General features: G+C 71.8%; 19 protein-coding genes. 11 read left to right on the plus strand and 8 right to left on the minus strand.

All coding sequences use genetic code 11. The features are described from left to right. The first annotated feature begins 141 nt into the window (after window positions 1-141). Together ACLBX8_RS01390 and ACLBX8_RS01395 are read left to right on the plus strand one after the other, a co-directional pair. On the plus strand, window positions 142-1,032 hold the full coding sequence (locus tag ACLBX8_RS01390; protein WP_012317569.1) for a LysR family transcriptional regulator: 891 nt from the start codon (window positions 142-144) through the stop codon (window positions 1,030-1,032). A gap of 41 nt (window positions 1,033-1,073) precedes the next feature. Next, entirely contained in the window at window positions 1,074-1,334 is a 261-nt protein-coding gene (locus ACLBX8_RS01395) for a YARHG domain-containing protein (RefSeq protein WP_447714510.1), read from the plus strand. 96 nt (window positions 1,335-1,430) lie between these two features. On the opposite strand, the gene msrP is transcribed toward ACLBX8_RS01395, so the two are convergent. From msrP to ACLBX8_RS01415, 4 genes are all read right to left on the minus strand, one after another. Beyond that, entirely contained in the window at window positions 1,431-2,384 is a 954-nt protein-coding gene (gene msrP, locus ACLBX8_RS01400) for a protein-methionine-sulfoxide reductase catalytic subunit MsrP (protein ID WP_091680143.1), read from the minus strand. Window positions 2,385-2,545: 161 nt separating this feature from the next. Further along, the gene (locus ACLBX8_RS01405; protein WP_447697688.1) at window positions 2,546-4,291 is read right to left on the minus strand and encodes an AMP-binding protein; all 1,746 of its coding nucleotides are present in this window, start codon (window positions 4,289-4,291) and stop codon (window positions 2,546-2,548) included. A gap of 99 nt (window positions 4,292-4,390) precedes the next feature. Beyond that, window positions 4,391-5,122 (minus strand): hypothetical protein, encoded by a 732-nt coding sequence (locus tag ACLBX8_RS01410; protein WP_447714511.1) that lies wholly within the window; start codon window positions 5,120-5,122, stop codon window positions 4,391-4,393. Window positions 5,123-5,171: 49 nt separating this feature from the next. After that, window positions 5,172-6,683: a leucyl aminopeptidase gene (locus tag ACLBX8_RS01415; RefSeq protein WP_447697689.1), complete on the minus strand. Its 1,512-nt coding sequence runs from the start codon at window positions 6,681-6,683 to the stop codon at window positions 5,172-5,174. Between the two features lie 184 nt (window positions 6,684-6,867). On the opposite strand from ACLBX8_RS01415, the gene lptF reads away from it, so the two are divergent. From lptF to rsmA, 5 genes are all read left to right on the plus strand, one after another. After that, window positions 6,868-8,028, plus strand: coding sequence for an LPS export ABC transporter permease LptF (lptF, locus tag ACLBX8_RS01420; RefSeq protein WP_020093547.1), 1,161 nt, complete (start codon window positions 6,868-6,870; stop codon window positions 8,026-8,028). 8 nt (window positions 8,029-8,036) lie between these two features. Then, window positions 8,037-9,125 carry an LPS export ABC transporter permease LptG gene (gene lptG, locus ACLBX8_RS01425; RefSeq protein WP_447698128.1) on the plus strand — a complete coding sequence of 363 codons (1,089 nt, stop codon included), beginning with the start codon at window positions 8,037-8,039 and terminating at the stop codon, window positions 9,123-9,125. 77 nt (window positions 9,126-9,202) lie between these two features. Next, window positions 9,203-11,782, plus strand: a complete 2,580-nt coding sequence (locus tag ACLBX8_RS01430; protein ID WP_447714512.1) for an LPS-assembly protein LptD — start codon at window positions 9,203-9,205, stop codon at window positions 11,780-11,782. A 110-nt stretch (window positions 11,783-11,892) separates the two neighbouring features. Further along, window positions 11,893-13,008, plus strand: coding sequence for a 4-hydroxythreonine-4-phosphate dehydrogenase PdxA (gene pdxA, locus ACLBX8_RS01435; protein WP_091680149.1), 1,116 nt, complete (start codon window positions 11,893-11,895; stop codon window positions 13,006-13,008). A 10-nt stretch (window positions 13,009-13,018) separates the two neighbouring features. Continuing rightward, complete coding sequence (gene rsmA / locus ACLBX8_RS01440) at window positions 13,019-13,897, plus strand: 16S rRNA (adenine(1518)-N(6)/adenine(1519)-N(6))-dimethyltransferase RsmA (RefSeq protein WP_056522390.1); 879 nt, start codon at window positions 13,019-13,021, stop codon at window positions 13,895-13,897. 43 nt (window positions 13,898-13,940) lie between these two features. On the opposite strand, the gene ACLBX8_RS01445 is transcribed toward rsmA, so the two are convergent. From ACLBX8_RS01445 to ACLBX8_RS01455, 3 genes are all read right to left on the minus strand, one after another. Next, entirely contained in the window at window positions 13,941-14,915 is a 975-nt protein-coding gene (locus tag ACLBX8_RS01445) for a TIM44-like domain-containing protein (RefSeq protein ID WP_447714513.1), read from the minus strand. Window positions 14,916-15,086: 171 nt separating this feature from the next. Further along, window positions 15,087-16,184 carry a two-component system sensor histidine kinase NtrB gene (locus tag ACLBX8_RS01450; RefSeq protein WP_447714514.1) on the minus strand — a complete coding sequence of 366 codons (1,098 nt, stop codon included), beginning with the start codon at window positions 16,182-16,184 and terminating at the stop codon, window positions 15,087-15,089. 132 nt (window positions 16,185-16,316) lie between these two features. Then, entirely contained in the window at window positions 16,317-16,949 is a 633-nt protein-coding gene (locus ACLBX8_RS01455; protein WP_012317556.1) for a S24 family peptidase, read from the minus strand. Between the two features lie 316 nt (window positions 16,950-17,265). Between ACLBX8_RS01455 and ACLBX8_RS01460 the strand changes: the two genes are divergently transcribed. From ACLBX8_RS01460 to ACLBX8_RS01475, 4 genes are all read left to right on the plus strand, one after another. Continuing rightward, window positions 17,266-17,616 carry a DUF952 domain-containing protein gene (locus tag ACLBX8_RS01460; protein ID WP_020093554.1) on the plus strand — a complete coding sequence of 117 codons (351 nt, stop codon included), beginning with the start codon at window positions 17,266-17,268 and terminating at the stop codon, window positions 17,614-17,616. Further along, window positions 17,613-18,689, plus strand: a complete 1,077-nt coding sequence (locus ACLBX8_RS01465) for a quinone-dependent dihydroorotate dehydrogenase (protein ID WP_447714515.1) — start codon at window positions 17,613-17,615, stop codon at window positions 18,687-18,689. The genes ACLBX8_RS01460 and ACLBX8_RS01465 overlap by 4 nt, the downstream gene beginning before the upstream one ends. 199 nt (window positions 18,690-18,888) lie before the next feature. Beyond that, window positions 18,889-21,186, plus strand: a complete 2,298-nt coding sequence (locus ACLBX8_RS01470; protein WP_447697694.1) for an FdhF/YdeP family oxidoreductase — start codon at window positions 18,889-18,891, stop codon at window positions 21,184-21,186. Continuing rightward, window positions 21,183-21,479 (plus strand): hypothetical protein, encoded by a 297-nt coding sequence (locus ACLBX8_RS01475; protein ID WP_056522370.1) that lies wholly within the window; start codon window positions 21,183-21,185, stop codon window positions 21,477-21,479. The genes ACLBX8_RS01470 and ACLBX8_RS01475 overlap by 4 nt, the downstream gene beginning before the upstream one ends. 78 nt (window positions 21,480-21,557) lie before the next feature. Here ACLBX8_RS01475 and ACLBX8_RS01480 read toward each other — a convergent pair whose 3' ends face one another. Continuing rightward, a complete protein-coding gene (locus tag ACLBX8_RS01480; protein ID WP_091977129.1) occupies window positions 21,558-22,451 on the minus strand; it encodes an HpcH/HpaI aldolase/citrate lyase family protein in 894 nt (297 codons plus the stop codon). Window positions 22,452-22,522 lie beyond the last annotated feature (71 nt).

The following is a 22,522-nucleotide window of genomic DNA, read 5'->3' on the forward strand; positions in this document are numbered from 1 at the left end:
CCGATTGCATGCCCGCGCGGTGTCGGGAGCGGCCATCCGCACGCGGCACCGCGCAGTTCGCCCGGTGATCTGCCCGCCGCTTCGCGCCCCTTCTCCACCCCGGGCGCGACCCGTGGGCGCGCGCTGGTAGGGGTTCTCGCCTTGGACTGGGACAAGATCCGGATCTTCCTCAACGTCGCGGAGGCGGGGAGCTTCACCAAGGCGGGTGACGATATCGGGCTCAGCCAATCGGCGGTCAGCCGCCAGATCAGCGCCCTGGAGCGTGAGCTGAAGGCGCCGCTCTTCCACCGCCACGCCCGCGGCCTACTGCTCACCGAGCAGGGCGATCTGCTGTTCCGCGCCGCGCGGGACATGAAGCTGCGCCTGGAAAATACCCGGGCGCGCCTCGTCGAGACCTCCGAGCGGCCGACCGGCGACCTCAAGGTCACCACCACGGTCGGCCTCGGCACGTCCTGGCTGTCGCAGCGGGTCGGCGAGTTTCTGGACCTCTACCCGGACGTGCGCATCGAGCTGATCCTCACCAACGAGGAGCTCGATCTGGCCATGCGCGAGGCCGACGTGGCGATCCGCATGCGCCGCCCGGCGCAGCCGGACCTGATCCAGCGGCGGCTGTTCACCGTGCACTACCACGCCTTCGCCAGTCCGGATTACGTGAAGCGGTTCGGCGAGCCCAAGACCATCGAGGAGCTCGACGACCACCGCCTCGTCTCCTTCGGCGGCAACGAGCCCTCGTATCTTCTGGCCGCCCACTGGCTCGCCGACGCGGGCCGCGAGGGCCGCGAGCGGCGCCAGGTCCACCTGACGGTGAACAATATCGGCGCCCTGCAGCGCGCCATGGAGGCCGGCGCCGGCATCGGCATCCTGCCCGACTACGCGGTGGATGGCGGCCAGCAGCTCGTGCAGGTTCTGCGCGAGACCGAGATGCCGAGCCTGGAGAGCTACCTCGTCTACGCCGAGGAGATGCGCTCGGTCGCCCGGGTGCAGGCGTTCCGCGACTTCCTCGTCTCGAAGGCGCAGCGCTGGACCTACTGAGCATCCGATGGTTGGATCCGTCTCCTCACGGAGACGATTCGATGCGTGCTGCTCTCTACGCTCTGGTCCTCGTCGCGGGCTCCACCGGCGCGATGGCGGATGACTGCGCGGAAGCTTGGTACCAACGCAACCTGATCTACAAGCAGGCCGGCTACTGCTTCACCACGCCGCGCGCGATCCGGACCTTCGGCAACGCCGATTGCCGGTACGACGCCATGGATCGCGTGCCGCTCTCGCGCCAAGAGCAGGCGACGGTGGCGGATCTGCAGGCCTTCGAGCGGGCCCATGCCTGCCCGCGCTAGGCCGCGGACCGTCGACCTCGTCGGCCGGGCAGCGTAGGAGCCGCGTCGTCGCTGCGGAAGCCGCGCCAGATCAGCGCGGCTTCGGCAGGCGCGTGCTCACACGAACAGGCGCTCGCCCTCGAGGCCCTTGTAGAGGCCGGCGACCTGCTCGCCGTAGCCGTTGTAGATCAGCGTCGGCACGCGCTGGTCAGTGCCGAGGACGCGCTCGGTCGCCTGGCTCCAGCGCGGGTGCGGCACGGCCGGGTTCACGTTGGCCCAGAAGCCGTACTCCGAGGCCTGCAGACCCTCCCAGAAGGTCTTCGGCCGGTCGGCCGTGAACGAGATCTTCACCAGTGACTTGGCCGACTTGAACCCGTACTTCCACGGCACCGCGACGCGGATCGGCGCCCCGAACTGGTTGGGCAGCGGCTTGCCGTAGATCCCCGTGACCATGAAGGCGAGGTCGTTCCCGGCCTCAGCCAGGGTCAGGCCCTCCGTGTAGGGCCAGGGATAGAAGAACGCCCGCTGGCCGGGCGCCATCGCCTTGTCCATGAACGTCTCGAAGCGGATGTACTTCGCGCCGGAGGCGGGCTTGGCCAGCGCCACGAGCTTCGCCAGCGGGAATCCGGTCCAGGGCACCGCCATCGACCACGCCTCGACGCAGCGGTGACGGTAGAGACGCTCCTCCAGGCCGACCTTCCGGATCAGGTCGTCGACGCCGATCTCGAACGGCTTCTCGACGAGCCCGTCGATCTTCAGGGTCCAGGGCTGCGTCTTAAGGGCGTTGGCCGCCGGCAGCACCGTCTTCGACGTGCCGAACTCGTAGAAATTGTTGTAGTCGGCGCTGAAGCGCTCCGGGGTCAGGGGGCGGTCGAGCGTGTAGGCGGGGTTCTGCGGCGCCGGGTAGAGCGGCTGGTCGCCCGCCGCCGCAAGGGCCGCGCGTCCGCCCAGGAGCGAGCCGGCCGCGAGCCCGGCCGCGCCGCCGATCAGGGCCCGCCGATTGAGGAAGACGGCCTCCGGCGTCGCCAGATGCTCCGGAATCTCCCAACCGCGCCTGCGCTTGATCAACATGGCCGTCTCCTCGGATCTCCTGCCTGCACAACCCACAGATCGGCCGCGGCCGACAGGGGCGCAAGCGCCGCAGCCTCACCTTTCGGCGAACGGCGCGCAGGAGTTACGCCGCCCGTGAGCGGCACCGGGACGCAGGCCGTCTTCCGCCGCGCGGGCGACGCTTAGGCCGGCGGCGTCTCGTCGCGCAGCATCCGCCGCAGCACCTTGCCGACATTGGTCTTCGGCAGGGTCTCGTGGAGCACCACGCGGCGGGGAACCTTGTAGCCGGTGAGCTGGGTGCGGGCATGCGCCCGCAGGATATCGGTGGAGACCGACGGGTCCTTCAGGACCACGTGGGCCACCACCATCTCGCCCGTCTCCTCGCTCGGCGCGCCGACCACCGCGCATTCGAGCACGGCCGGGTGGGCCGCCAGCACGTCCTCGACCTCGTTCGGATAGACGTTGAAGCCGGAGACGAGGATCATGTCCTTCATCCGGTCGACGATCCGGACCTGGCCGTCCGCCTGCAGGATCGCGACGTCGCCCGTCCGGAAGAACCCGTCCGCGGTCATCGCCCGCGCGGTCTCCTCCGGCCGATTCCAGTAGCCGCGCATCACCTGCGGGCCGCGCACGCAGATCTCGCCTGGCTGCCCGGCCGGGAGGGGCTCGCCGGAGACGGCGCGGATCGAGACCTCCGTGGAGGGCAGCGGGTAGCCGATCGTGCCGGAGAAGTCGCGCATGCCCCGCGGGTTGACGCACACGACCGGCGAGGTCTCCGACAGGCCGTAGCCCTCGATGATCGTGTTGCCGGTCAGGGCCTTCCAGCGCTCGGCCACCGCCCGCTGGACGGCCGTGCCGCCGCCGACCACGAAGTCGAGGTGGGCGAAATCCACCGTGCCGATCTTCGGATGGTTGATCAGGACGTTGAACAGCGTGTTCACGCCCATCAGGTGGGTGAAGCGCGTGCGGCTCAGGGTCTTGACCATGCCGTCGCAGTCGCGCGGATTGGGGATCAGCAGGCAAGAGCCGCCGCTGCGCATGAACTGGAAGAAGCACGCGGTGAGCGCGAAGATGTGGTAGAGCGGCAGCGCCGTGACCACGCAGCGCGCGACGCTCGGATCCTTCGAGTTGAACCAGAGCTGCGACTGCTCGACGTTCGCCATGATGTTGCGGTGGCTCAGCATCGCCGCCTTGGCGATGCCGGTGGTGCCCCCGGTATATTGCAGGAAGGCGAGGTCCTCCGGGTCGACCGCGGCGGACGCGCGCGGCATCGTCCGGCCCTGGCGGAGCACGGTGGCGAACGGGATCGCCAGCCCTTCCGGCAGGCGGAACGGCGGCACCGCCTTGCGGACGTGCCGGCTCGCGAGGTTGATCACCCGCCCCTTCAGCCCCAGCCCGTCGCCCGGACCCACGAGGACGACCCGCTCCAGGGCCACGTCCGGCAGCGCCGCCGCGATGGTGGCGCCGAAATTCTCCAGGACGATCAGGATCCGCGCGCCGGAATCGTTGATCTGCTGCACGCATTCCCGGGGCGTGTAGAGCGGGTTGGTGTTGACCACCGTTCCCCCCGCCAGGAGGACGCCGAAGATCGCCACGGCGTAGGCGGGGACGTTCGGCAGCATGATCGCCACGCGGTCGCCCTTCGCCAGCCCCTGGCCGCGCAGCCAGGCCGCGAGGTCGCGCGCCTGCTGGCCGAGGGTCGCGTAGGTCATGGTCGAGCCGAAGCACAGCATCGCCGGCCGGTCGGCGAAGTCGGTCACGCTGGTCTCGAACAGGTCGACCAGGGTCCCGAGGCCCGCGACGTCGATCTCCGCCGGCACGCCGGGCGGATAGAAGGGCAGCCAGGGCCGGTCGGAGGCCCCGTGGCCCGGCATCGCTCCGGCCGTGGCGGCTCGAGCGCCGTGCTCCATCACGTTCGCCTCATGCATCGCGATGCCTCCCGCGGGCCCGACTCTCGGGGGCCGAGTCCCGCAACGCCTGTCGCGCGGACTCTGCGGGAACGGAGGCCGGCCCGCAAGGCAGGGGGGTCAGAGGGCTGGACGATGCCGGCGCAATGTCGCCAGCACGGTGTGGGGCAGGGCCGCCGCGATCAGCAGGCCGGCGGCGAGCGCGGCCTCCTCCGGCCGCATCGCACGCCGCGGCCAGGGGCCGACGCCCAGGTCGCAGGCGAGGCCGATCAGGATCGCGCCGAGCCACAGGGTCAGGAAGGCGAGCGCGCCGTAGCCGACCCGGCGCAGCCGCGGCCGCAGGGGCCGGTTGGCCGCGACCGCGAACAGGCCGAGGACGCCGCCGAACGTCAGCGCGCCCACGGCGGCGCCGAGCCCGTAGGCCAGCCACAGGGGCTGGTGGGTGAGGAAGGCCATGCCCCCGGTGGCGAAGGCGCCGCGCAGGACGAGGCCGCCGAAGGTCGGGTAGAGCCCGGCGGCGAGGAGCGCGGCCGCGCCCGCCAGTCCGAACACGATCCGGCGCGGCGCGGAGCCCGGGCCCGGGCCCGTCGCCACCCGCGCGAGGTGGCCGAGCCCGTAGACCAGTGCGAAGGCGAAGAGCGGGTAGCGGCCGATGAAGTAGCCGAAGATCCAGGGCTCGAGGGCCTCCGGCACGGCGTCGCGCTGGCTCAGGCCGGTCGCCGCGACGAGAGCCAGGGCGGCCAGCATGGCGAGGATCGGCCCCGCCGCTGCCAGAAGGCCGCCGGAGCGGCCTCCGAACGTCCCGGCGCCCGGGCCGACCCGGTCGAGCGCGGCGTTGGCGTGTGCGGCCATGCTGGGATCAGCCGGAGAGGCGCGCGGGGTCGGGACCGCCGCGGCCGCCTCAGCGGGCCTCGTAATGGTCGCGGATCAGCCGGTCGAGGAGGCGCACGCCCCAGCCAGCGCCCCAGCTGCGGTTGATCTCGCTGGCGTTCGACGACATCGCGACGCCGGCGATGTCGAGATGCGCCCACGGAACGTCCTCGACATAGCGCTTGATGAACGACGCCGCGGTGGCGGCGCCGCCGTGGCGGCCGCCGGTGTTCTTCATGTCGGCGAACTTGGAATCGATCGCCTTGTCGTAGGCGGGGATCAGCGGCATCCGCCACACCTTCTCGCCGGTCGCCTCGCCGGCGGCGTGGATGTTGCCCGCCAGCGTGTCATCGTTCGAGAACATGCCGGCGATGTCCTGGCCCAGCGCCACGATGATCGCGCCGGTCAGCGTCGCGAGGTCGACGATGGCCTTGGGCTTGGTGCTGCGGATGACGTGGGTGATCACGTCGGCCAGCACCAGCCGGCCCTCGGCGTCGGTGTTGATCACCTCGATGGTCTGGCCCGACATGGAGGTCAGGATGTCGGACGGGCGGTACGACCCGCCGTCCGGCATGTTCTCCACGATGCCGATGGCGCCGACCACGTTGCAGTGCGCCTTGCGGGCGGCGAGCGCGTGGAGCGCCCCGACCACGGCGGCGGCGCCGCCCATGTCGCCCTTCATGTCCTCCATGCCGCCGCCCGGCTTGATCGAGACGCCGCCGGAATCGAACACGACGCCCTTGCCGATGAGGGCCACGGGCGCCTCGGCCGCGGGGCCGCCGTTCCATCGCATGATCACGATCCGCGGCTCGCGGGCCGAGCCCTGCGCCACCGCGAGCAGCGCGCCCATGCCGAGTTCCCGCATCCGGGCCGGCTCCAGCACCTCGATCTCGACGCCGAGCTTGGCGAGCTCCGAGGCGCGGCGGGCGAACTCAGCCGGGAAGAGCACGTTCGGCGGCTCGTTCACGAGGTCGCGGGCCAGGACCACGCTGTCGGACAGGCTCTTGGCGCCCTCGCCCTCGCGGGCGGCCGCGCCGTGATCGGCGAGCAGCAGGGTCAGCGCGGTGACGGACTTGTCGTCGGCGTCGGGCTTCTTCTTGGTCTTGTAGCGGTCGAACGCGTAGGTCCGCAGGCGCGCGCCGAGGGCGAACTCGCCGGCCTGCGCCGCCGTGACCGTCGCGCCCGGCCAGTCGAGCACCACCCGGGCGGTCCGTCCCGCCACCTTGCCGGCGGTGAAGCCGCCGAGCGCCGGCCAGTCGGTCTTGGCCCGGTCCTTCTCCGAGCCCAGGCCCACGACCACGAGGCGGTCGGCACCGACGCCCGCCGGGGCCGGCAGGGACAGGGCGCTGAGCGAGCGGCCCTTGAACTTCTCGGAGGCCGCGGCGCGGGCCACGAGATCCGCCCCGGAGGCGCCCAGCGCCTCGCGGGCGGCCGACCCGAGCGACAGGTCGTCGCCGACGAAGACCACGAGATCGCCGGATCCGCCGGGGCCCTGGCCGCTCTGCTCCAGGGGACCGAAACCGACCTCGATACCGTCCGCCATACCCGTCGCCCTGCCCGTTATTCCGGAGCCGTACTACGCACCCGCGCGCCGAGGCGCGGGCGATCCGCCCTGTGTAGCCGCTGAGACGGAGAACGCAACGCGGCGTGACAGCCCTGGAATCGCCCCTTTTGTCGGGTCCCTGCCGCCTCGAGGGCGCGAGAGGACGAGCGGGACTGCCGGGCCGATGAGGCAGATCGAGCGCTACATCTTTCGGATCGCCCTGGGCGCCACCCTCGCCTGCCTGATCGGGCTGACGGGCACCATCTGGCTGACCCAGGCCCTGCGCGAGCTCGATCTCGTGACCGCCAAGGGCCAGACGCTGCTGGTCTTCCTCTTCGTCACCGGCCTGTCGCTGCCGACCCTCGTCGTCGTCATCGCCCCCGTGGCGCTGTTCATCGGCACGATCTACGCGCTCAACAAGCTGAACGGCGATTCCGAGCTGATTGTCATGTCGGCGGCCGGGATGCCGCCGCGCTCGCTGCTGCGGCCCTTCCTCACCCTGGCGCTGTTCGTCAGCTTCCTGGTGGGATTCCTGGTCGTTGTGGTCATGCCCGCGAGCTTCCAGGAGCTGCGCGACGTGATCACCCGGGTGCGCGGCGACTTCATCGCGAACGTCGTCAAGGAAGGGCAGTTCACCCAGCTCGACAACGGCATCACCTTCCACTTCCGCGAGCGCGGACCGGGCGGCACCCTCAAGGGGTTGTTCATCCAGGACCGGCGCGAGGCCGGGAAGACCAAGGTCTACCTCGCCGAGCGCGGCAACGCGGTCGACGTCGACGGCCAGAGCTACCTGATCCTGGAAAACGGCAGCGTCCACCAGCAGCAGAAGGACTCGCGCGATTCCTCGATCCTGACCTTCGAGCGCTACACGATCGACCTCGCGGCCTTCGCGCCCCCGGATTCCGACACGATCTACAAGCCGCGCGAGCGCTCGACGGCGCAGCTCCTGTTCCCCGACACGACGGAGGGCTACTACAAGCTGCAGAAGGGCCGGTTCCGCGCCGAGCTGCACGACCGACTCTCCGCCTGCCTCTACCCGCTGGCCCTGGTCTTCATCGCCTTCGCGGCTCTGGGCGATCCCCGCACGACCCGGCAGGGGCGCGGCGTCGCGATCGCCGGCGCGATCGTCGCCGTCGTGGCGCTGCGCATCGGCGGCTTCGCGGCGGTCAGCGCCGCCGCGCGCAGCCCCGCCGCGGTCCTGGCGGTCTACGGCGTGCCGCTGCTCGCGATCCTCCTGTCGAGCCTCCTCATCTTCTACGGGCCCCGGGTGCGCGCCTTCAACGCCGCCCTGGCCCGCGCCGTCCGCGGCCGGTTCCGCGGCCCGCGCCTCGCGCCGGCGGCCTGACGCCGATGATGCTGATCGGCCCCACCCTCGGGCGCTACTTCGCGGCCCGTTTCCTCCGCACGGTGCTCGGCGTCTTCGTCACCGTGTTCGCGCTGGTCTACACCCTCGACTTCGTCGAGCTGCTCCGCCGCGCCGGCGAGGCTCAGGGCGCGTCCGCCGGCCTGATGGCGCAGCTCTCGCTCTATCGCACCCCCGCGGTGGCGGAGGGGGTCCTGCCCTTCGCGGTCCTGTTCGGCTCCATGGCGGCCCTGCTCCAGCTCTCGCGCAAGCTGGAGCTGGTGGTCGCCCGCGCGGCCGGGATCTCGGCCTGGCAGTTCCTGCAGCCCGGCTTCTTCGTGGCCCTCACCCTCGGCGCGCTGGCGGTCGGCGTCTACAACCCGGTCTCGGCGATGCTGAAGCAGCGCTCCACCGAGATCGAGGCCAAGATCTTCGCCAAATCCACCAAGGCGAGTTCGGGCAAGGACCTCTGGATCCGCCAGAAGGGCCTCGACGGCGAGGCGATCCTCCGCGCCGAGACCGCCATCGAGGGCACGACCACCCTGGCGGGGGTGTCGGTCTTCACGTTCGACGACGCCGGCAGGTTCGCCGAGCAGCTCGTCGCGGCCCGCGCCACGCTCCACGACGGCTACTGGGAACTCTCCGATGTGCGCGTTCTCACACCGCACGCGCCGCCTGAGTCGTTCGACACCTACCTGATCGACTCGAACCTCGACCCCGGGCAGGTGCGGCAGCGGTTCACCCCCCCGGAATCTGTGCCTTTCTGGCAACTTCCCACAACCATCGCGCGGACCGAGCGGGCCGGTTTGGACGCCACCCGCTACCGTCTCCAGTACGATGTCCTGTGGGCGCGGCCGGTGCTGTTCGTGGCCATGGTCATCGTCGCCGCAACCGTTTCCTTACGGTTCTTCCGCTTTGGTGGGGTCGGTAAACTCGTCCTCGGTGGCGTCGCGGCCGGCTTCGCCCTCTACGTGGTCCGACAGGTCATGGAGGGGCTCGGAGCATCCGGACTCGTCGCCGCACCGGTGGCGGCCTGGTTCCCGGCCGTGGTAGGCAGTCTTCTCGGTACGCTCACGCTTCTGTACCAGGAAGACGGCTGACTTCCGCGATCCTTCGCGGGACGGGAGACGGGTGTTGAGGTTGGTGGCGGCAGACGTCACAGGGGTTGGGACGCGCGTTGCGTAAGGTCGCCGACATCCTGCGGAAGGCTGGTTTCCGGGCCGCGCTGGCGCTCGCCGCGCCGCTGGCCGGGGGCCTGTCCGCCCATGCCCAGGGTCTGCCCGCCGTCGCGGCCGGCAAGCCCGGCGACAAGCTCCTCGTCGAGGCCGACGAGCTGATCTACGACAACGACCACGGCACCGTGACGGCGCGGGGCAACGCCGAGTTGCATTACGGCCCGCGGACGCTGCAGGCCGACCGCGTGCGCTACGACCGGAATTCCGGCCGGGTCTTCGCCGAGGGCAATGTCCGCCTCACCGAGGCCGACGGCGGCGTCGTGACCGGCGCGCGCATGGAGCTCACCGACGACTTCAAGACCGGCTTCGTCGACGCCTTCCGCGGCCAGCAGACCGTCCAGCGCAAGTTCGAGACCGTGCGCACCCGGTTCTCCGCGCCGCGGGCCGAGCGCCTGAACGGCGAGCAGACCAGCTTCGAGTCCGGCAGCTACACGGCCTGCGAGCCGTGCAAGGACAACCCTGAGACGCCGCCGCTGTGGCAGATCAAGGCGAAGAAGATCATCCACGACAACGAGACCCACACGGTCTACTTCGACGACTCGACGCTCGAGATCGCCGGCATCCCGGTGGCCTACCTGCCGTATTTCGAGGCGCCGGACCCGACGGTGAAGCGCAAGACCGGCTTCCTGACGCCGCGCTTCATCACGACGACCGCGCTCGGCAACGGCGTGTCGCTCCCGTACTTCATCAACCTCGCGCCGAACTACGACCTGACGCTGACGCCGACCCTGCTGAGCCGGCAGGGCCTGCTCGCGCAGGGCGAGTTCCGCCAGCGGATCGACAACGGCTTCTACAACATCCGCCTGTCGGGCATCTCGCAGACGACGCCCTCGGCCTTCCTGCCGAGCCCCCTCGGCGCGGGCGAGCGCGACTTCCGCGGCTCGGTCGAGTCGCAGGGTCGGTTCTACATCAACCCGCGCTGGCGCACCGGCTGGGACCTCGTCGGCGTGACCGACAAGTGGTTCCTCGACAATTACCGGATCCGCAACCAGAACATCACCACGGACTATTTCCGCGAGGCGACCTCGACCGCCTTCCTGATCGGTCAGGGCGACCGCTCGTGGTTCGAGGCGCGGGGCTACTACTTCAAGGGCCTGTCGAGCTTCGACTGGCAGAAGCAGCAGCCGATCGTGGCGCCGGTGATCGACTACGACAAGCGGATCAATGGCCCATCGGAGATCGGCGGCGAGGTGCGCTTCCAGGCGAACATCACCAGCCTGACCCGCGAGACCACGCAGTACCAGGGCCTGCCGCGGACCTCGAGCTACCTGTTCTCGCCGAGCGTCAACGGCGTCAGCTTCCCGCTCTACCAGACCTGCACGGTCTTCCAGCGCGGCCTGTGCGCCATCGACGGGCTCGCCGGCACGAACACCCGCGCCTCCGCGGAGCTGTCCTGGCGCCGCAGCTTCATCGACGATCTGGGCCAGAAATTCACGCCCTTCGCGTACCTGCGCACGGACGCGTTCTTCAACAGCACGAGCTTCTCGGGCTACCAGAATGACCTCGTCCCGCAGGTCGCGCACGTCGATCAGGGCTTTGCCGGGCGGGTCATGCCGGCGATCGGCCTCGACTACCGCTACCCGTTCGTCGCCAATTTCGGCGCCCTCGGCGTCCACACCCTGGAGCCGATCGGCCAGATCATCGCGCGCCCGTCGGAGACCCGGATCGGCCGCCTGCCGAACGAGGACGCGCAGAGCCTCGTCTTCGACGACACCTCGCTGTTCGAGTGGGACAAATTCTCGGGCTATGACCGGGTCGAGGGCGGCGTGCGCACCAATCTCGGCGGCCAGTACTCGGTCGTGACCCCGTCCGGCTGGTACGCGAACGTCCTGTTCGGCGAGTCCATCCAGCTCGCGGGCGTCAACTCGTTCCGCCGCGGCGACATCGCCAACACCGGCCTCGATTCCGGGCTCGAGACGCAGCGCTCGGACTTCGTCGGCCGTTTCCAGGTCTCGCCGAACCAGAACATCACGTTCATCAGCCGGGCCCGGTTCAACCAGTCCGACTTCCACGTGGCGCGGTTCGAGACCGGCGCGACGGCGCGGTTCGCGCCGTTCCTGCCGCTCACCGTCTCGGCCTTCTACTCGTACTACGAGGCGCAGCCTCTGCTGGGCTACAGCCACTACCGCGAGGGCATCACCGCCACCGCGACCTACAACATCACGCCGAACTGGTTCGTGTCGGGCTCGCTGCTCGTCGACCTGACCCACTACCTCGACGTGCGCAACACCTACACGGACGCGCTGAGCTCCTACCTGGCGAACCCGATCGGGACCGTGCCGATCTACCAGAACCCGGGCCGCTTCTACCTGTCGGGCGCGAGCTTCGGCGGCGGCTATCAGGACGAGTGCACCACCGTCTCGCTGAACTACATCAACTCGCCGATCGCGACCGCGACGGGCGTCCGCGAGCGCAACCAGACGGTGCTGCTGCGGGTCGAGCTGAAGACCCTGGGCGAGGCCGACCTGCGCCAGAACGTCGGGACCGCCACCACCGCCGACGGCATCGCCTCGATCCGCTGAGGAACCGGGACCGGCGGCGCGCCGGTCCGGCGCGTCGCCCGCCGCGATCCCGCTGCTCGGTCTGAGCCGCCGAGGATGCGCCCGCGCCGCGCGGGCGCTATAGAGCGCCCATGCCGCCCCTCGCCCTCACCCTCGGAGATCCCGCCGGCATCGGCCCGGAGCTGGCGCTCAGCGCGTGGCTCGGGCGCGGCGGGGCGGATCCGTTGCCGCCGTTCTTCCTGGTGGCCGATCCCGACTTCGTCGAGCGCCTCGCCCACCGCCTCGACCGCCCCGTCCCGGTGGCGGAGGTCGATCCGGAGACGGCCGCCGAGGTGTTCCCGCGCGCGCTCCCCGTGGTGCCCTTGCCGAGCGGCGCCCGCGTCGCGGCCGATCCCGGCGTCCCCGATTCCGGCAACGCCGGCGCGACCATCGAGTCGATCACCGCGGCGGTGGAGTTCGTGAAGGCCGGGCGCGCGAGCGCGGTGGTGACCAACCCGATCGCCAAGTTCGTGCTGACCCGGACGGGCTTCGCCCATCCCGGGCACACCGAGTTCCTGGCCGCCCTCGCGGTGCCGCCCGGCGTGACGCCGCCCCGGCCGGTGATGATGATCTGGAGCGCCGGCCTCTCGGTCGTGCCGGTGACGATCCACGTGCCGCTGAGGGACGTTCCGGACCTGCTCACCCAGGAACTCGTCGAGGAGACCGCCGCGATCGTCGCCCGGGACCTGCGGGAACGGTTCGGCCTGCCCGAGCCGCGCCTCGTCCTCGCCGGCCTGAACCCGCACGCGGGCGAGGCCGGAACGATCGGCCGCGAGGACCGCGACGTCCTCGCCCCCGCCGTGGCGCGCCTGCGGGCGCGGGGCATCGACATCCGCGGGCCGCTCCCCGCCGACACCCTGTTCCACGCCCGCGCCCGGGAGACCTACGACGTCGCCCTCGCGCCCACGCACGATCAGGCCCTGATCCCGATCAAGACGATCGCGTTCGACGACGGCGTGAACGTCACCCTCGGCCTGCCCTTCGTGCGCACCTCGCCGGACCACGGGACGGCCTTCGACATCGCCGGCCAGGGCGTCGCCCGGCCGGACAGCCTCGTGGCAGCCCTGCGCCTCGCCGACCGGCTGGCCGCCAACGCGGCCGCGCGGAGCGAGGCCCCCGCCGGGGCCGAGATCATCCCGTTCAGCGTCTATGCCGGCCGTCCCCGGCCCGTCGGCGCCCGCCACTTCGATCCCGAGGACGAGCTGTGAGGCAGCCAGCATGAGCGCCGGGGACGGTCTTCCCCCGCTGCGCGAGGTCGTCGCCCGCCACGGCCTGGAGCCGAAGAAGGCGCTCGGCCAGAACTTCCTCTACGACCTCAACCTGACCGGCCGGATCGCCCGGGCGGCCGGTCCGCTCGCGGGGGTGACCGTGGTGGAGGTCGGGCCGGGCCCGGGGGGGCTGACGCGCGCGCTCCTCGCCGAGGGCGCCGCCCGCGTCGTGGCGATCGAGCGCGACCCGCGCGCCCTGCCGGCCCTCGCCGAGATCGCCGCCCACTATCCCGGCCGGCTCGAGGTGGTCGACGCCGACGCCCTGGCGTTCGACCCGCGGCCGCTGGTGGGCGAGGCCCCGGCGCGGATCGTCGCCAACCTGCCCTACAATGTCGGGACCGCTCTGCTCACCGGCTGGCTCGACGGGGAGGTCTGGCCGCCCTGGTGGGACCAGGCCGTGCTGATGTTCCAGCGGGAGGTCGCCGAGCGGATCGTCGCCGGCCCGGAGGAGCGGGCCGATTACGGCCGGCTCGGCGTCCTGTGCGGCTGGCGCACGGAGGCCGAGATCCTGTTCGACGTCAGCCCCTCGGCCTTCGTGCCGCCGCCCAAAGTGACCTCGAGCGTGGTCCGGCTGGTTCCGCGCGCCCAGCCCCTGCCCTGCCGCGCCGGCGCGCTCGAAGCCGTCACCCGGGCGGCCTTCGGCCAGCGGCGGAAGATGCTGCGCCAGAGCCTCAAGGCCTTGACGCCCGAGGCCGGCGCCCTGCTGGCCGCCGCCGGCCTGTCCGAGACCGCGCGCGCCGAGGAGATCCCGGTGTCCGGGTTCGTCGATCTCGCCAATCGGTGGGACGCGCACAGAAAGGCCGGCGCCCCGGTGGGGACGCCGGCCTGACGGAGAGCCGCGGCTCCGGCCCGGAGGACGGAGCGCTGCCGGGTCAGCGGGTCTGCTGGATCGCCGAGAGCACCCAGCCGCGGCCGGGCTGGCGCAGGAAGGTCCAGAGCTCCGTCGCCTCGGACGAGTCCGTGGAGACGACGCGGCCGCTCGCCCGCTCGATCATCACGTCCTTGAGGGCGTAGCGCATGGCCACGGTCGCGTAGTCGGTGCGGTCCTCGCCCCAGGCCTCCGCGAGGTCGCCCTGCAGCAGCTTCACGTCCGAGATCTTGTTCACCACGCCGCGGGAGGCGTTGCCGCGCAGCTCCTCGTCGAAGTAGCTGACCATCTCGGGCGTCGACAGGTTGCCCAGGGTCACCCGATCCTCGCGCGAGTAGGCATCCTGGATGTCGCCGAGCAGGCGCTCGAAGGCCTGGTAATCGGCCGGGCCGATCTGCACCGGGCGCGTCTGCGGCAGGCGCTGCCCACCGCCGAACATGCCGCCTGGAGCCGGGCCGCCCGGAGCGCCGCCCATCGGGCCGCGGGCGCCCGGCTGATCGTCGAGCGACGAGCGCGCGTAGGGCGCGCCGGCGCCGGCCGGCTCGTTCCGGCGGCGGAAGAACCGCAGGGCCAGCATCACCACGAGCACGACGAGACCGACCTGGAACAGGAGGCCGATCATCGAGGCGAGGCCACCGAGACCGCCGAAGAAGCCGCCGCCGAGCAGCGCGCCGATCAGGCCGGCGCCGAGCAGGCCCGCGAAGAAGCCGCCGCCGAAGCGGCGACCGGGCGCGGCCGGGGCCTGCATGCCGGGGCTGCCCATGCCGGGCGAGGGCGCGGTCTGCGAGCGCTGCATCGTCGTGCCGCCGCCCGGAGCGGTCGGCGTGGCGGAGGGCGCCGTGTAGGTGCGCGAGCCGCGGGACCCGACGGACCCGCCGCCGCCCGGACGGGCTTCCACGACGGGTGCCGCGACGGTCAGCGCAGCGGCCAGCGCCAGGAGGGCGGCCACACGCCGGCGGCGCGAAATCTCAGTAAACATGTACACGCCTCAGAGGACGAGAACCGGGTGGCGCGGAGCGCCAGTGACGATATGGGAACGGTCGGGCAGCGGTTTTAGTCCTGCCTGCCGTCGCCCGGGCGACGTTTTCCACCGGATCGCCGGGCGCATCTCTCACCCGCCCGTCGCACCCATCGCGCGGACGGGACCGCTCTAGTGGAGCGTGCGTTCCGGGGCGGCCGGGAAGGAGAGGCGCACCTGCGTCCCCTCCCCGCTGCGGCTGTCGAGGGTGATGGTCCCGTTCTGCCTCTTCATGAGGCCGTGCACGATCGCGAGGCCCGCGCCGCGCCCGGCCTCGTGGCTGGTCTGGAACGGCGCCAGGGCCCGGGCGAGCATCTCGGGCGACATGCCCTGGCCGGTGTCGCCGACCGCGATCCCGACGCTCCCCTGGCCCGGCTGCTGCAGGGAGCGGTCGCCGGGATCCACCCGGAAGGTCGACAGGGTCAGCGTCCCACCCGACGGCATCGCCTCGCAGGCATTGGCGACGAGATGCCGCAGGGCGAACTCGATCTGCGTGGGATTGCTGATCGCCCGCGGCAGGCCCGGCGTCGCCGCCACGGTGAGGCGGATCCCGGGCGGAAGGTCGGGCTCGAGGCGGGCGGCGAGGTCGGCCACGATGGCGTCGAGGTCGACCGACCGGACGTCCGGCGCGATGCGGCGCGAATAGGCGAGCAGGTGCCGGGTCAGGATCGCCGCGCGCTCGGTAGCGTCGGCCGAGCGGGCGATCGCCCGCTGGACGAACGGCTCCTGCCGGTCCCCGAGCCTCCGCTTGAGCCCGTCGATGTAGCCGATCAGGATCTGCAGGAAATTGTTGAACTCGTGGGCGACGCTGTTGGTCAGGAGCCCCAGCGCCTCGCGCTGGCGGGAGAGCGCGAGCGCGCCCTCAGCTTCGCGCCGGGCCGTCTCGTCGCGGATCTGGCCGATGCGGAACGGGGTTCCGGGCAGGGCCGCCGTCTCCAGGCGGGCCCAGAAGCTCGTCCCGTCCGCGCGCGTGGCCAGGAATTCCTGAGGCTCGGCGCCGGCGGGATCGAGGGGGCCCGTGCGCTGCGCCAGGATCAGGTCGAGTCCCTGCGCGACGAGCCGCTCCGCCGCGTAGCCGGCGATCCGCTCCAGGGCGGGATTGGCGTGGCGGACACGGCCCTGCGGATCGAGCACGAGGCTGGGCGTCGGCAGCGCGTCGAGGAGCGCGCGGGCCTCGTCCGCCAGCGACCCGCCTTCGGCCGCGCTGTGATCCGTCCCGGGCTGCGCCATGCTGCGTTCGCGCTCAGCGGATGCGGAAGGTCCGCGACGGGCCAGCGATAGCGATGAACGGCCTCACGGCCAAGCGTGGATCCGCGGGAGGATCCGCGCGTCGACCGGCGTGCCGACCCGTCCGGACACCGCCTACTGGCGCACCCACATCACCCGGGCCATCCAGGCCACCTCGCCGAGATTGAGGACCCGGTCCTCGTGCTCGGGGTTCAGGGAGGCCAGTTCCACGGTCCGGGCGGTACGCCGCCGCAGCTCCTTGGCCAGGACCTCGCCGCCGTGCAGGCGGACCACGACGCGGTCGCCCTTGCGCACGCTGGCCGTCGGCGACACGATCAGGACGTCGCCGTCCCGGAACAGCGGCAGCATGGAATCGCCCTGGATCTCCAGCGCGAAGGCCCGCTCCTCGCCGAGATCCGGAAACTCGATCTCCTCCCAGCCGGCGCCCCCGGTGGGCATGCCCTCGTCGGTGAACAGGCGGCCGGCCCCGGCCTGGGTCAGGCCGATCAGCGGCACCATGGTGCGGGCGGGGATCTCGCGGGCCTCGATGAGCCGCAGGAACTCGTCGAGGCTCGAGCCGGTGGCGGCCAGGACCTTCGACACGGATTCGGTGGACGGCCAGCGCTTGCGGCCGTCGGCGCCCACGCGCTTCGACCGGTTGAAGCTGGTCGCGTCGAGGCCGGCGCGGCGGGCGAGGCCCGAGGCCGAGTAGCCGTGGCGCTCGGCGAGCCGGTCGATGGCGTTCCAGATCTGCTCGTGCGACAGCATAGCGGGCTCGGAAGCTCAGCCTGAGCGGGCCGGCACCCCCGTCTCACCAGCCGGGATCCGGCTGCCTCGGAGGCACGGAGACGGTTCGCCCGCCGGGTCCGTTCGACACCCGCCGGGTACGCGCGGAGATACTTGACAATCTGCTTTCCGGATCCGCTCTGCCGGTCCGGACGGGGCTGTGTGACGTCCAGCCTAGTCGTAGGAAAGTAGAACTACGGGCGGCAGATTGCAATCGCTCCTCGAATCGGGCGGCGCGCGGCGCGGTTGCCGCCGCGGCCCCGCGCCTCTATCGCAGCGTCGTCTCCGGGGAGCTTCGATGCCGCTCATCTACAAGATCTGTCCGCGCCCTCTGTGGCGCGAGGCCGAGGCCGCGGGCCGGTTCACGGGCGCCCCGATCGATCATCAGGACGGCTTCATCCACTTCTCGACGGCCGCACAGGTCGCCGAGACGGCGGCCCGGCACTTCGCCGGGCAGGACGACCTGCTCCTCGTCGCGGTCGAGGCCGACGCCCTCGGCGACGGCCTGCGCTACGAGCCCTCTCGCGGCGGCGACCTGTTCCCGCATCTCTACGGCCCGCTGCCGCTGTCCGCCGTGGTCGCGGTGGACGATATGCCGCTGGGCGCCGACGGCCGGCACGCCTTCCCGGCCGGGATCCTGCCGGCATGATCGCGGCCGCCTTCCCCCTCGTCAGACCGCTGCTGCACCGCCTCGACGCGGAGCGCGCGCACGACCTGACCCTCGCCGCCCTGGCGCTCCTGCCCGCGGGGCCGCGGCCGGCGGACGACCCGCGCCTCGCCGTCGACCTGCTCGGCCGCCGCTTCCCCAACCCGGTCGGCCTCGCGGCCGGCTTCGACAAGGGCGCGCGCGTTCCCGACGCGCTGCTGGGCCTCGGCTTCGGCTTCGTCGAGGTCGGCGGGGTCGTGCCGCGGCCCCAGCCCGGCAACCCGCGGCCGCGGGTCTTCCGCCTCCCCGACGACCGCGCCGTGATCAACCGCTTCGGCCTCAACAGCGAGGGGCTGGACGTGGTGGCCGACCGTCTGCGCGCCCGGAGGGGGCGACCCGGCATCGTCGGCGTCAATATCGGCGCGAACAAGGAGTCGGCCGACCGCCTCGCCGACTACGCCGCCTGCACCGCCGCCCTCGCGCCGCTCGTGGACTTCGTCACGGTGAACGTCTCGTCGCCCAACACGCCGGGCCTGCGCGACCTCCAGGGTGAGGCCTTCCTCGACGAGCTGCTCGCCCGCACGGTCGAGGCCCGGGACGCGGCAGGCGCCGGCGCGGCGATCCTCCTCAAGATCGCCCCCGACATGGCGCTCGACGCCCTCGACGCGGTCTGCGCGACGGCGCAGCGGCGCGGGGTCCAGGCCCTCGTCGTGTCCAACACCACGGTGGCCCGCCCGGCGAGCCTGCGCGAGCAGGGTCTCGCGCGGCAGACGGGCGGCCTCTCGGGGCGGCCGCTCTTCGGCCCGGCGACGCGGATGCTCGCCCAGACGCGCCTGCGCGTCGGTGACGCGCTGCCGCTCATCGGGGTCGGCGGCGTGGATTCGGCCGAGGCGGCCTGGACCAAGATCCGGGCCGGGGCGAGCCTCGTGCAGCTCTACTCGGCGCTGGTCTACGAGGGGCCGGGCCTCGTCGGGCGCATCAAGGACGGGCTCCTGCGGCGCATGAGCGAGGCCGGCATCGCCTCGCTCCGGCAGGTCGTCGGGCGCGACGCCGCCGACCTCGCCCGCGGGGACTGAGCCGGCGCGGGCGAGCCGGTCGCGGCGCCGCGCCAGACAATTTTTTTCGGGTCGCAGTTTAGAAAGGCTTTGCACAGCGGGAGCTTAGCCTGTGCTCCATGCATGAGGGGCCTGCGCCGGCACGCCATTGTGAGGGCGTCGGAGAGGCGCTTATCTCGCGGTTGCGAGACACATCGCGTCAGCCAATCCAGGACGGTTCATGGCCCAGTCTGAAGGGTCCACCAAGCGCTCCTCCGCCGCCGGCGGCTGGGGTGCTCTGAAGAGCTGCGGCAAGCACTTGCTCGGCAGCCGCGCACCCCTCACCGGCGCCCGCGCGCTGCTGAAGGCGAACCAGCCCGACGGGTTCGACTGCCCCGGCTGCGCCTGGGGCGACCCGGAGCACGGCTCGTCCTTCGAGTTCTGCGAGAACGGCGTGAAGGCGGTCTCCTGGGAGGCGACCGACAAGCGCACGAAGCCGTCCTTCTTCGCCAAGCACACCCTGACCGAGCTGCGCACCTGGAGCGACTACGCCCTGGAGGGCCAGGGCCGCCTGACGCACCCGATGCGCTACGACGCGGCGAGCGACCGCTACCTGCCGGTGAGCTGGGACGAGGCCTTCGCGGAGATCGGCGCGACCCTGCGCGGGCTCGACCATCCGGACCAGGCCGAGTTCTACACCTCGGGCCGCGCCTCCAACGAGGCGGCGTACCTGTACCAGCTCTTCGCCCGCGCCTACGGGACCAACAACTTCCCCGACTGCTCGAACATGTGCCACGAGGCGAGCGGCGTCGCCCTAATCGACGCCATTGGAATCGGCAAGGGCACGGTCCTGCTGGAGGATTTCGAGAAGGCGGACGCGATCTTCTGCGTCGGCCAGAATCCCGGCACCAACCACCCGCGGATGCTCGGCGACCTGCGCCGGGCGGCCGAGCGCGGCGCCAAGGTCGTGGTGCTGAACCCGGTCCGCGAGCGCGGCCTGGAGCGCTTCGCCGACCCGCAGAACACCGTCGAGATGCTCCGCGGCGCCAGCCGCCCCATCGCCAGCCACTACCTGCAGCCGCGCTCGGGCGGCGACATGGCGGCCTTCCGGGGCATCGCCAAGGTCGTGTTCGCCCGCGACGCCGAGGCGCTGGCGGCCGGCCGGCCCTCGCTCCTCGACCGCGCCTTCCTCGAGCACCACACCGCCGGGCTCGAGGCCTACCGCGCCGCCGTCGAGGCGACGTCCTGGGACGCGATCCTCGACCAGTCGGGCCTGACCGTGGACGAGATCGCCGCGATGGCGGACGTCTATCTGGGCGCCCAGCGGGTCATCGCGACCTGGGCCATGGGCGTGACCCAGCACCGCCACTCGGTGGCGACGATCCGGGAGATCGCCAACCTGCTGTTCCTGCGCGGCCATATCGGCCGGGCCGGCGCGGGCCTCTGCCCGGTCCGCGGCCACTCGAACGTGCAGGGCGACCGCACGGTCGGCATCAACGAGCGCCCGTCCGCCGCCTTCCTGGATTCCCTGGAGCAGCATTTCGGTCTCGCCATGCCGCGCCGGCACGGCCACAACGTCCTGGCGGCGATCCGGGCCATGCGGGACGGCACCGCGAAGGCCTTCATCGGGCTCGGCGGCAACTTCCTGCGGGCGACGCCCGACACGCCGGTCGTGGCGCAGGCGCTGGCCTCGTGCCGGCTCACCGTGCACATCGCCACCAAGCTCAACCACGCCCACCTCGTGCCGGGCGCGGTCGGCTACCTGCTGCCCTGCCTGGGCCGCACCGAGATCGACCGGGGCGCCGAGGGCAAGATCCAGATCGTGACCGTCGAGGATTCGATGAGCATGGTCCACGGGTCGGGCGGCATCAACAAGCCGGCCTCCAAGGAGCTGCGCTCCGAGATCGCAATCATCGCCGGCATGGCGCAGGCGACCGTCGGCTCCGCCGCCATCGACTGGGCCGGGTTCGCCGCCGATTACGACCGGATCCGCGAGGCGATCGCCGCCACGATCCCGGGCTTCACCGGCTACAACACCCGGGTGCGCAAGCCGCGCGGCTTCATGCTGCGCAACCTCGCCGCCGAGCGGGTGTTCGAGACCGCCACCGGCCGGGCCACCTTCTCGGCCGACGCCCTGCCGGTCGAGACCGAGCACCAGGCCGCCCGGAAGACGCGCGACACGTTCGTGCTGCAGACCTTCCGCAGTCACGACCAGTACAACACGACGATCTACGGCCTGGATGACCGCTACCGCGGCGTCTACGGTGAGCGCCGCGTGATCTTCGCCCACCCGGACGACCTCGAGGAGATCCGCGACCGGCTCGGCGACCGGGTCGACGTCGTCGGCATGCACGACGACGGCATCACCCGCCGGGCGGAGGATTTCCGCCTCGTGCCCTTCGACATGCCGCGGGGGGCGCTGGCCGGCTACTATCCGGAGCTGAACGTGCTCGTGCCGCTCTCGACCTACGGCGAGAAGAGCGACACGCCGACCTCCAAGTCGGTGCTGGTCACCCTGCAGGCGCGCGCGGCCGCGTGAGCGCGGAGCCCGACGAGGCGGCGTTCGTCGCCGCCCTCGACCGGGTTTCGGCCGCCCGCCCGGATCTCGACCCGCTGGCGGCGGGCCTCCTGGCGGCGCTCGACCTCGGCCTGCCGGGCGACAGCCGCGCCTTCGCCCGCACCTTCGGGGTGGAGCACGCCCTGGTGCTGCGCGCCCTCTCGGGCCTGGACGAGGCGGGCCTCGTCGCCGTCACGGCCCGCGACGGGCGCACCCAGCGGACGCGCTACACGACCGCCGATTCAGGGCCGTCGGTGCCGTCATCACGCGCGTAGTGAAGTGACCCAGGGACCGCGACAGACTCGGGCGTGGCGCTGCCCTGGATCGCTTCGCTCCGGCGAGGACGGACGCGCTCAGAACCCCTTCGCCTTGATCGCCTCGGCCCAGGTGACCGCCCGCCGGTTCACGCCGAGATGCTGCCGCTCGTAGAGCCGGCCCTCCAGCTTGATCGCGCCGCGCTTGGCGTATTCCGGGCGCTCGAACGCCTCGATCACCAGCTTGGCCCGGCGCACCTCCTCCTCGGTGGGGGCGAAGGACGTGTTGGCCGGCTCCAGCTGCGTCGGGTGGATCAGGGTCTTGCCGTCGAAGCCCAGGTCGCGGGCCTGCCGGCACTCGTCGCGGCAGCCCTCTGTGTCGGCGATGTCGTTGTAGACGCCGTCGAGGATCGCGAGCCCCTCCGCCCGCGCGGCGGCCAGCGCCATCATCATCCAGGGCAGCATCGGCACGCGGCCGGGGACGATCTTGGCCCAGGTGTCCTTGGCGAGGTCGTTGGTGCCGAGCACGAGGCAGGTCAGCCGGTTGCGCGGGTCGCGCTTCGCCCGGGCGATCTCCTGGATGTTGAGGATCGAGGCCGGGGTCTCGATCATCGCCCAGATCGCGATGCCGTCCGGCGCGTCGAGGGATTCGAGCCGGTCGGCGATGCTCTCCAGCACGGCGGGGGACGAGACCTTCGGCATCAGGATCGCGTCGGGCTTGGCCTCGATGGCGGCGTGGAGATCCGCCTCGCCCCACGGGGTCTGCGGGGCGTTGACCCGGATGACCAGCTCGCGGCTGCCGTAGGCGCCGCTCTTCACCGCGGCGCAGACCTGATCGCGGGCGAGCTCCTTCTCCTCCGGGCCGACGGCGTCTTCGAGGTCGAGGATGATGCTGTCCACCGGCAGGGACTTGGCCTTGTCGAGCGCCCGCTGGTTCGAGCCGGGCATGTAGAGCACGCTGCGGCGCAGGCGCAGATCGGTGGTCGTGGCCATCGGCTTCTCCCTCCTGGGCCGTCGCGCGGCCTCCCGTCGTTGCGCTGCACCCTAAAGCACGAACCCGGCCG

Source organism: Methylobacterium sp. D48H, from assembly GCF_053345715.1.

What these genes read in the sequence shown, in the direction of transcription:
- ACLBX8_RS01405 (WP_447697688.1), bottom strand. Translation starts at nt 4,291, where the DNA reads ATGCATGAGGCGAACGTGATGGAGCACGGCGCTCGAGCCGCCACGGCC.
- ACLBX8_RS01470 (WP_447697694.1), top strand. Translation starts at nt 18,889, where the DNA reads ATGGCCCAGTCTGAAGGGTCCACCAAGCGCTCCTCCGCCGCCGGCGGC.
- ACLBX8_RS01395 (WP_447714510.1), top strand. Translation starts at nt 1,074, where the DNA reads ATGCGTGCTGCTCTCTACGCTCTGGTCCTCGTCGCGGGCTCCACCGGC.
- msrP (WP_091680143.1), bottom strand. Translation starts at nt 2,384, where the DNA reads ATGTTGATCAAGCGCAGGCGCGGTTGGGAGATTCCGGAGCATCTGGCG.
- ACLBX8_RS01450 (WP_447714514.1), bottom strand. Translation starts at nt 16,184, where the DNA reads ATGGCGCAGCCCGGGACGGATCACAGCGCGGCCGAAGGCGGGTCGCTG.
- lptF (WP_020093547.1), top strand. Translation starts at nt 6,868, where the DNA reads ATGAGGCAGATCGAGCGCTACATCTTTCGGATCGCCCTGGGCGCCACC.
- ACLBX8_RS01445 (WP_447714513.1), bottom strand. Translation starts at nt 14,915, where the DNA reads ATGTTTACTGAGATTTCGCGCCGCCGGCGTGTGGCCGCCCTCCTGGCG.
- pdxA (WP_091680149.1), top strand. Translation starts at nt 11,893, where the DNA reads ATGCCGCCCCTCGCCCTCACCCTCGGAGATCCCGCCGGCATCGGCCCG.
- ACLBX8_RS01480 (WP_091977129.1), bottom strand. Translation starts at nt 22,451, where the DNA reads ATGGCCACGACCACCGATCTGCGCCTGCGCCGCAGCGTGCTCTACATG.
- ACLBX8_RS01460 (WP_020093554.1), top strand. Translation starts at nt 17,266, where the DNA reads ATGCCGCTCATCTACAAGATCTGTCCGCGCCCTCTGTGGCGCGAGGCC.
- rsmA (WP_056522390.1), top strand. Translation starts at nt 13,019, where the DNA reads ATGAGCGCCGGGGACGGTCTTCCCCCGCTGCGCGAGGTCGTCGCCCGC.
- lptG (WP_447698128.1), top strand. Translation starts at nt 8,037, where the DNA reads ATGCTGATCGGCCCCACCCTCGGGCGCTACTTCGCGGCCCGTTTCCTC.
- ACLBX8_RS01410 (WP_447714511.1), bottom strand. Translation starts at nt 5,122, where the DNA reads ATGGCCGCACACGCCAACGCCGCGCTCGACCGGGTCGGCCCGGGCGCC.
- ACLBX8_RS01415 (WP_447697689.1), bottom strand. Translation starts at nt 6,683, where the DNA reads ATGGCGGACGGTATCGAGGTCGGTTTCGGTCCCCTGGAGCAGAGCGGC.
- ACLBX8_RS01465 (WP_447714515.1), top strand. Translation starts at nt 17,613, where the DNA reads ATGATCGCGGCCGCCTTCCCCCTCGTCAGACCGCTGCTGCACCGCCTC.
- ACLBX8_RS01455 (WP_012317556.1), bottom strand. Translation starts at nt 16,949, where the DNA reads ATGCTGTCGCACGAGCAGATCTGGAACGCCATCGACCGGCTCGCCGAG.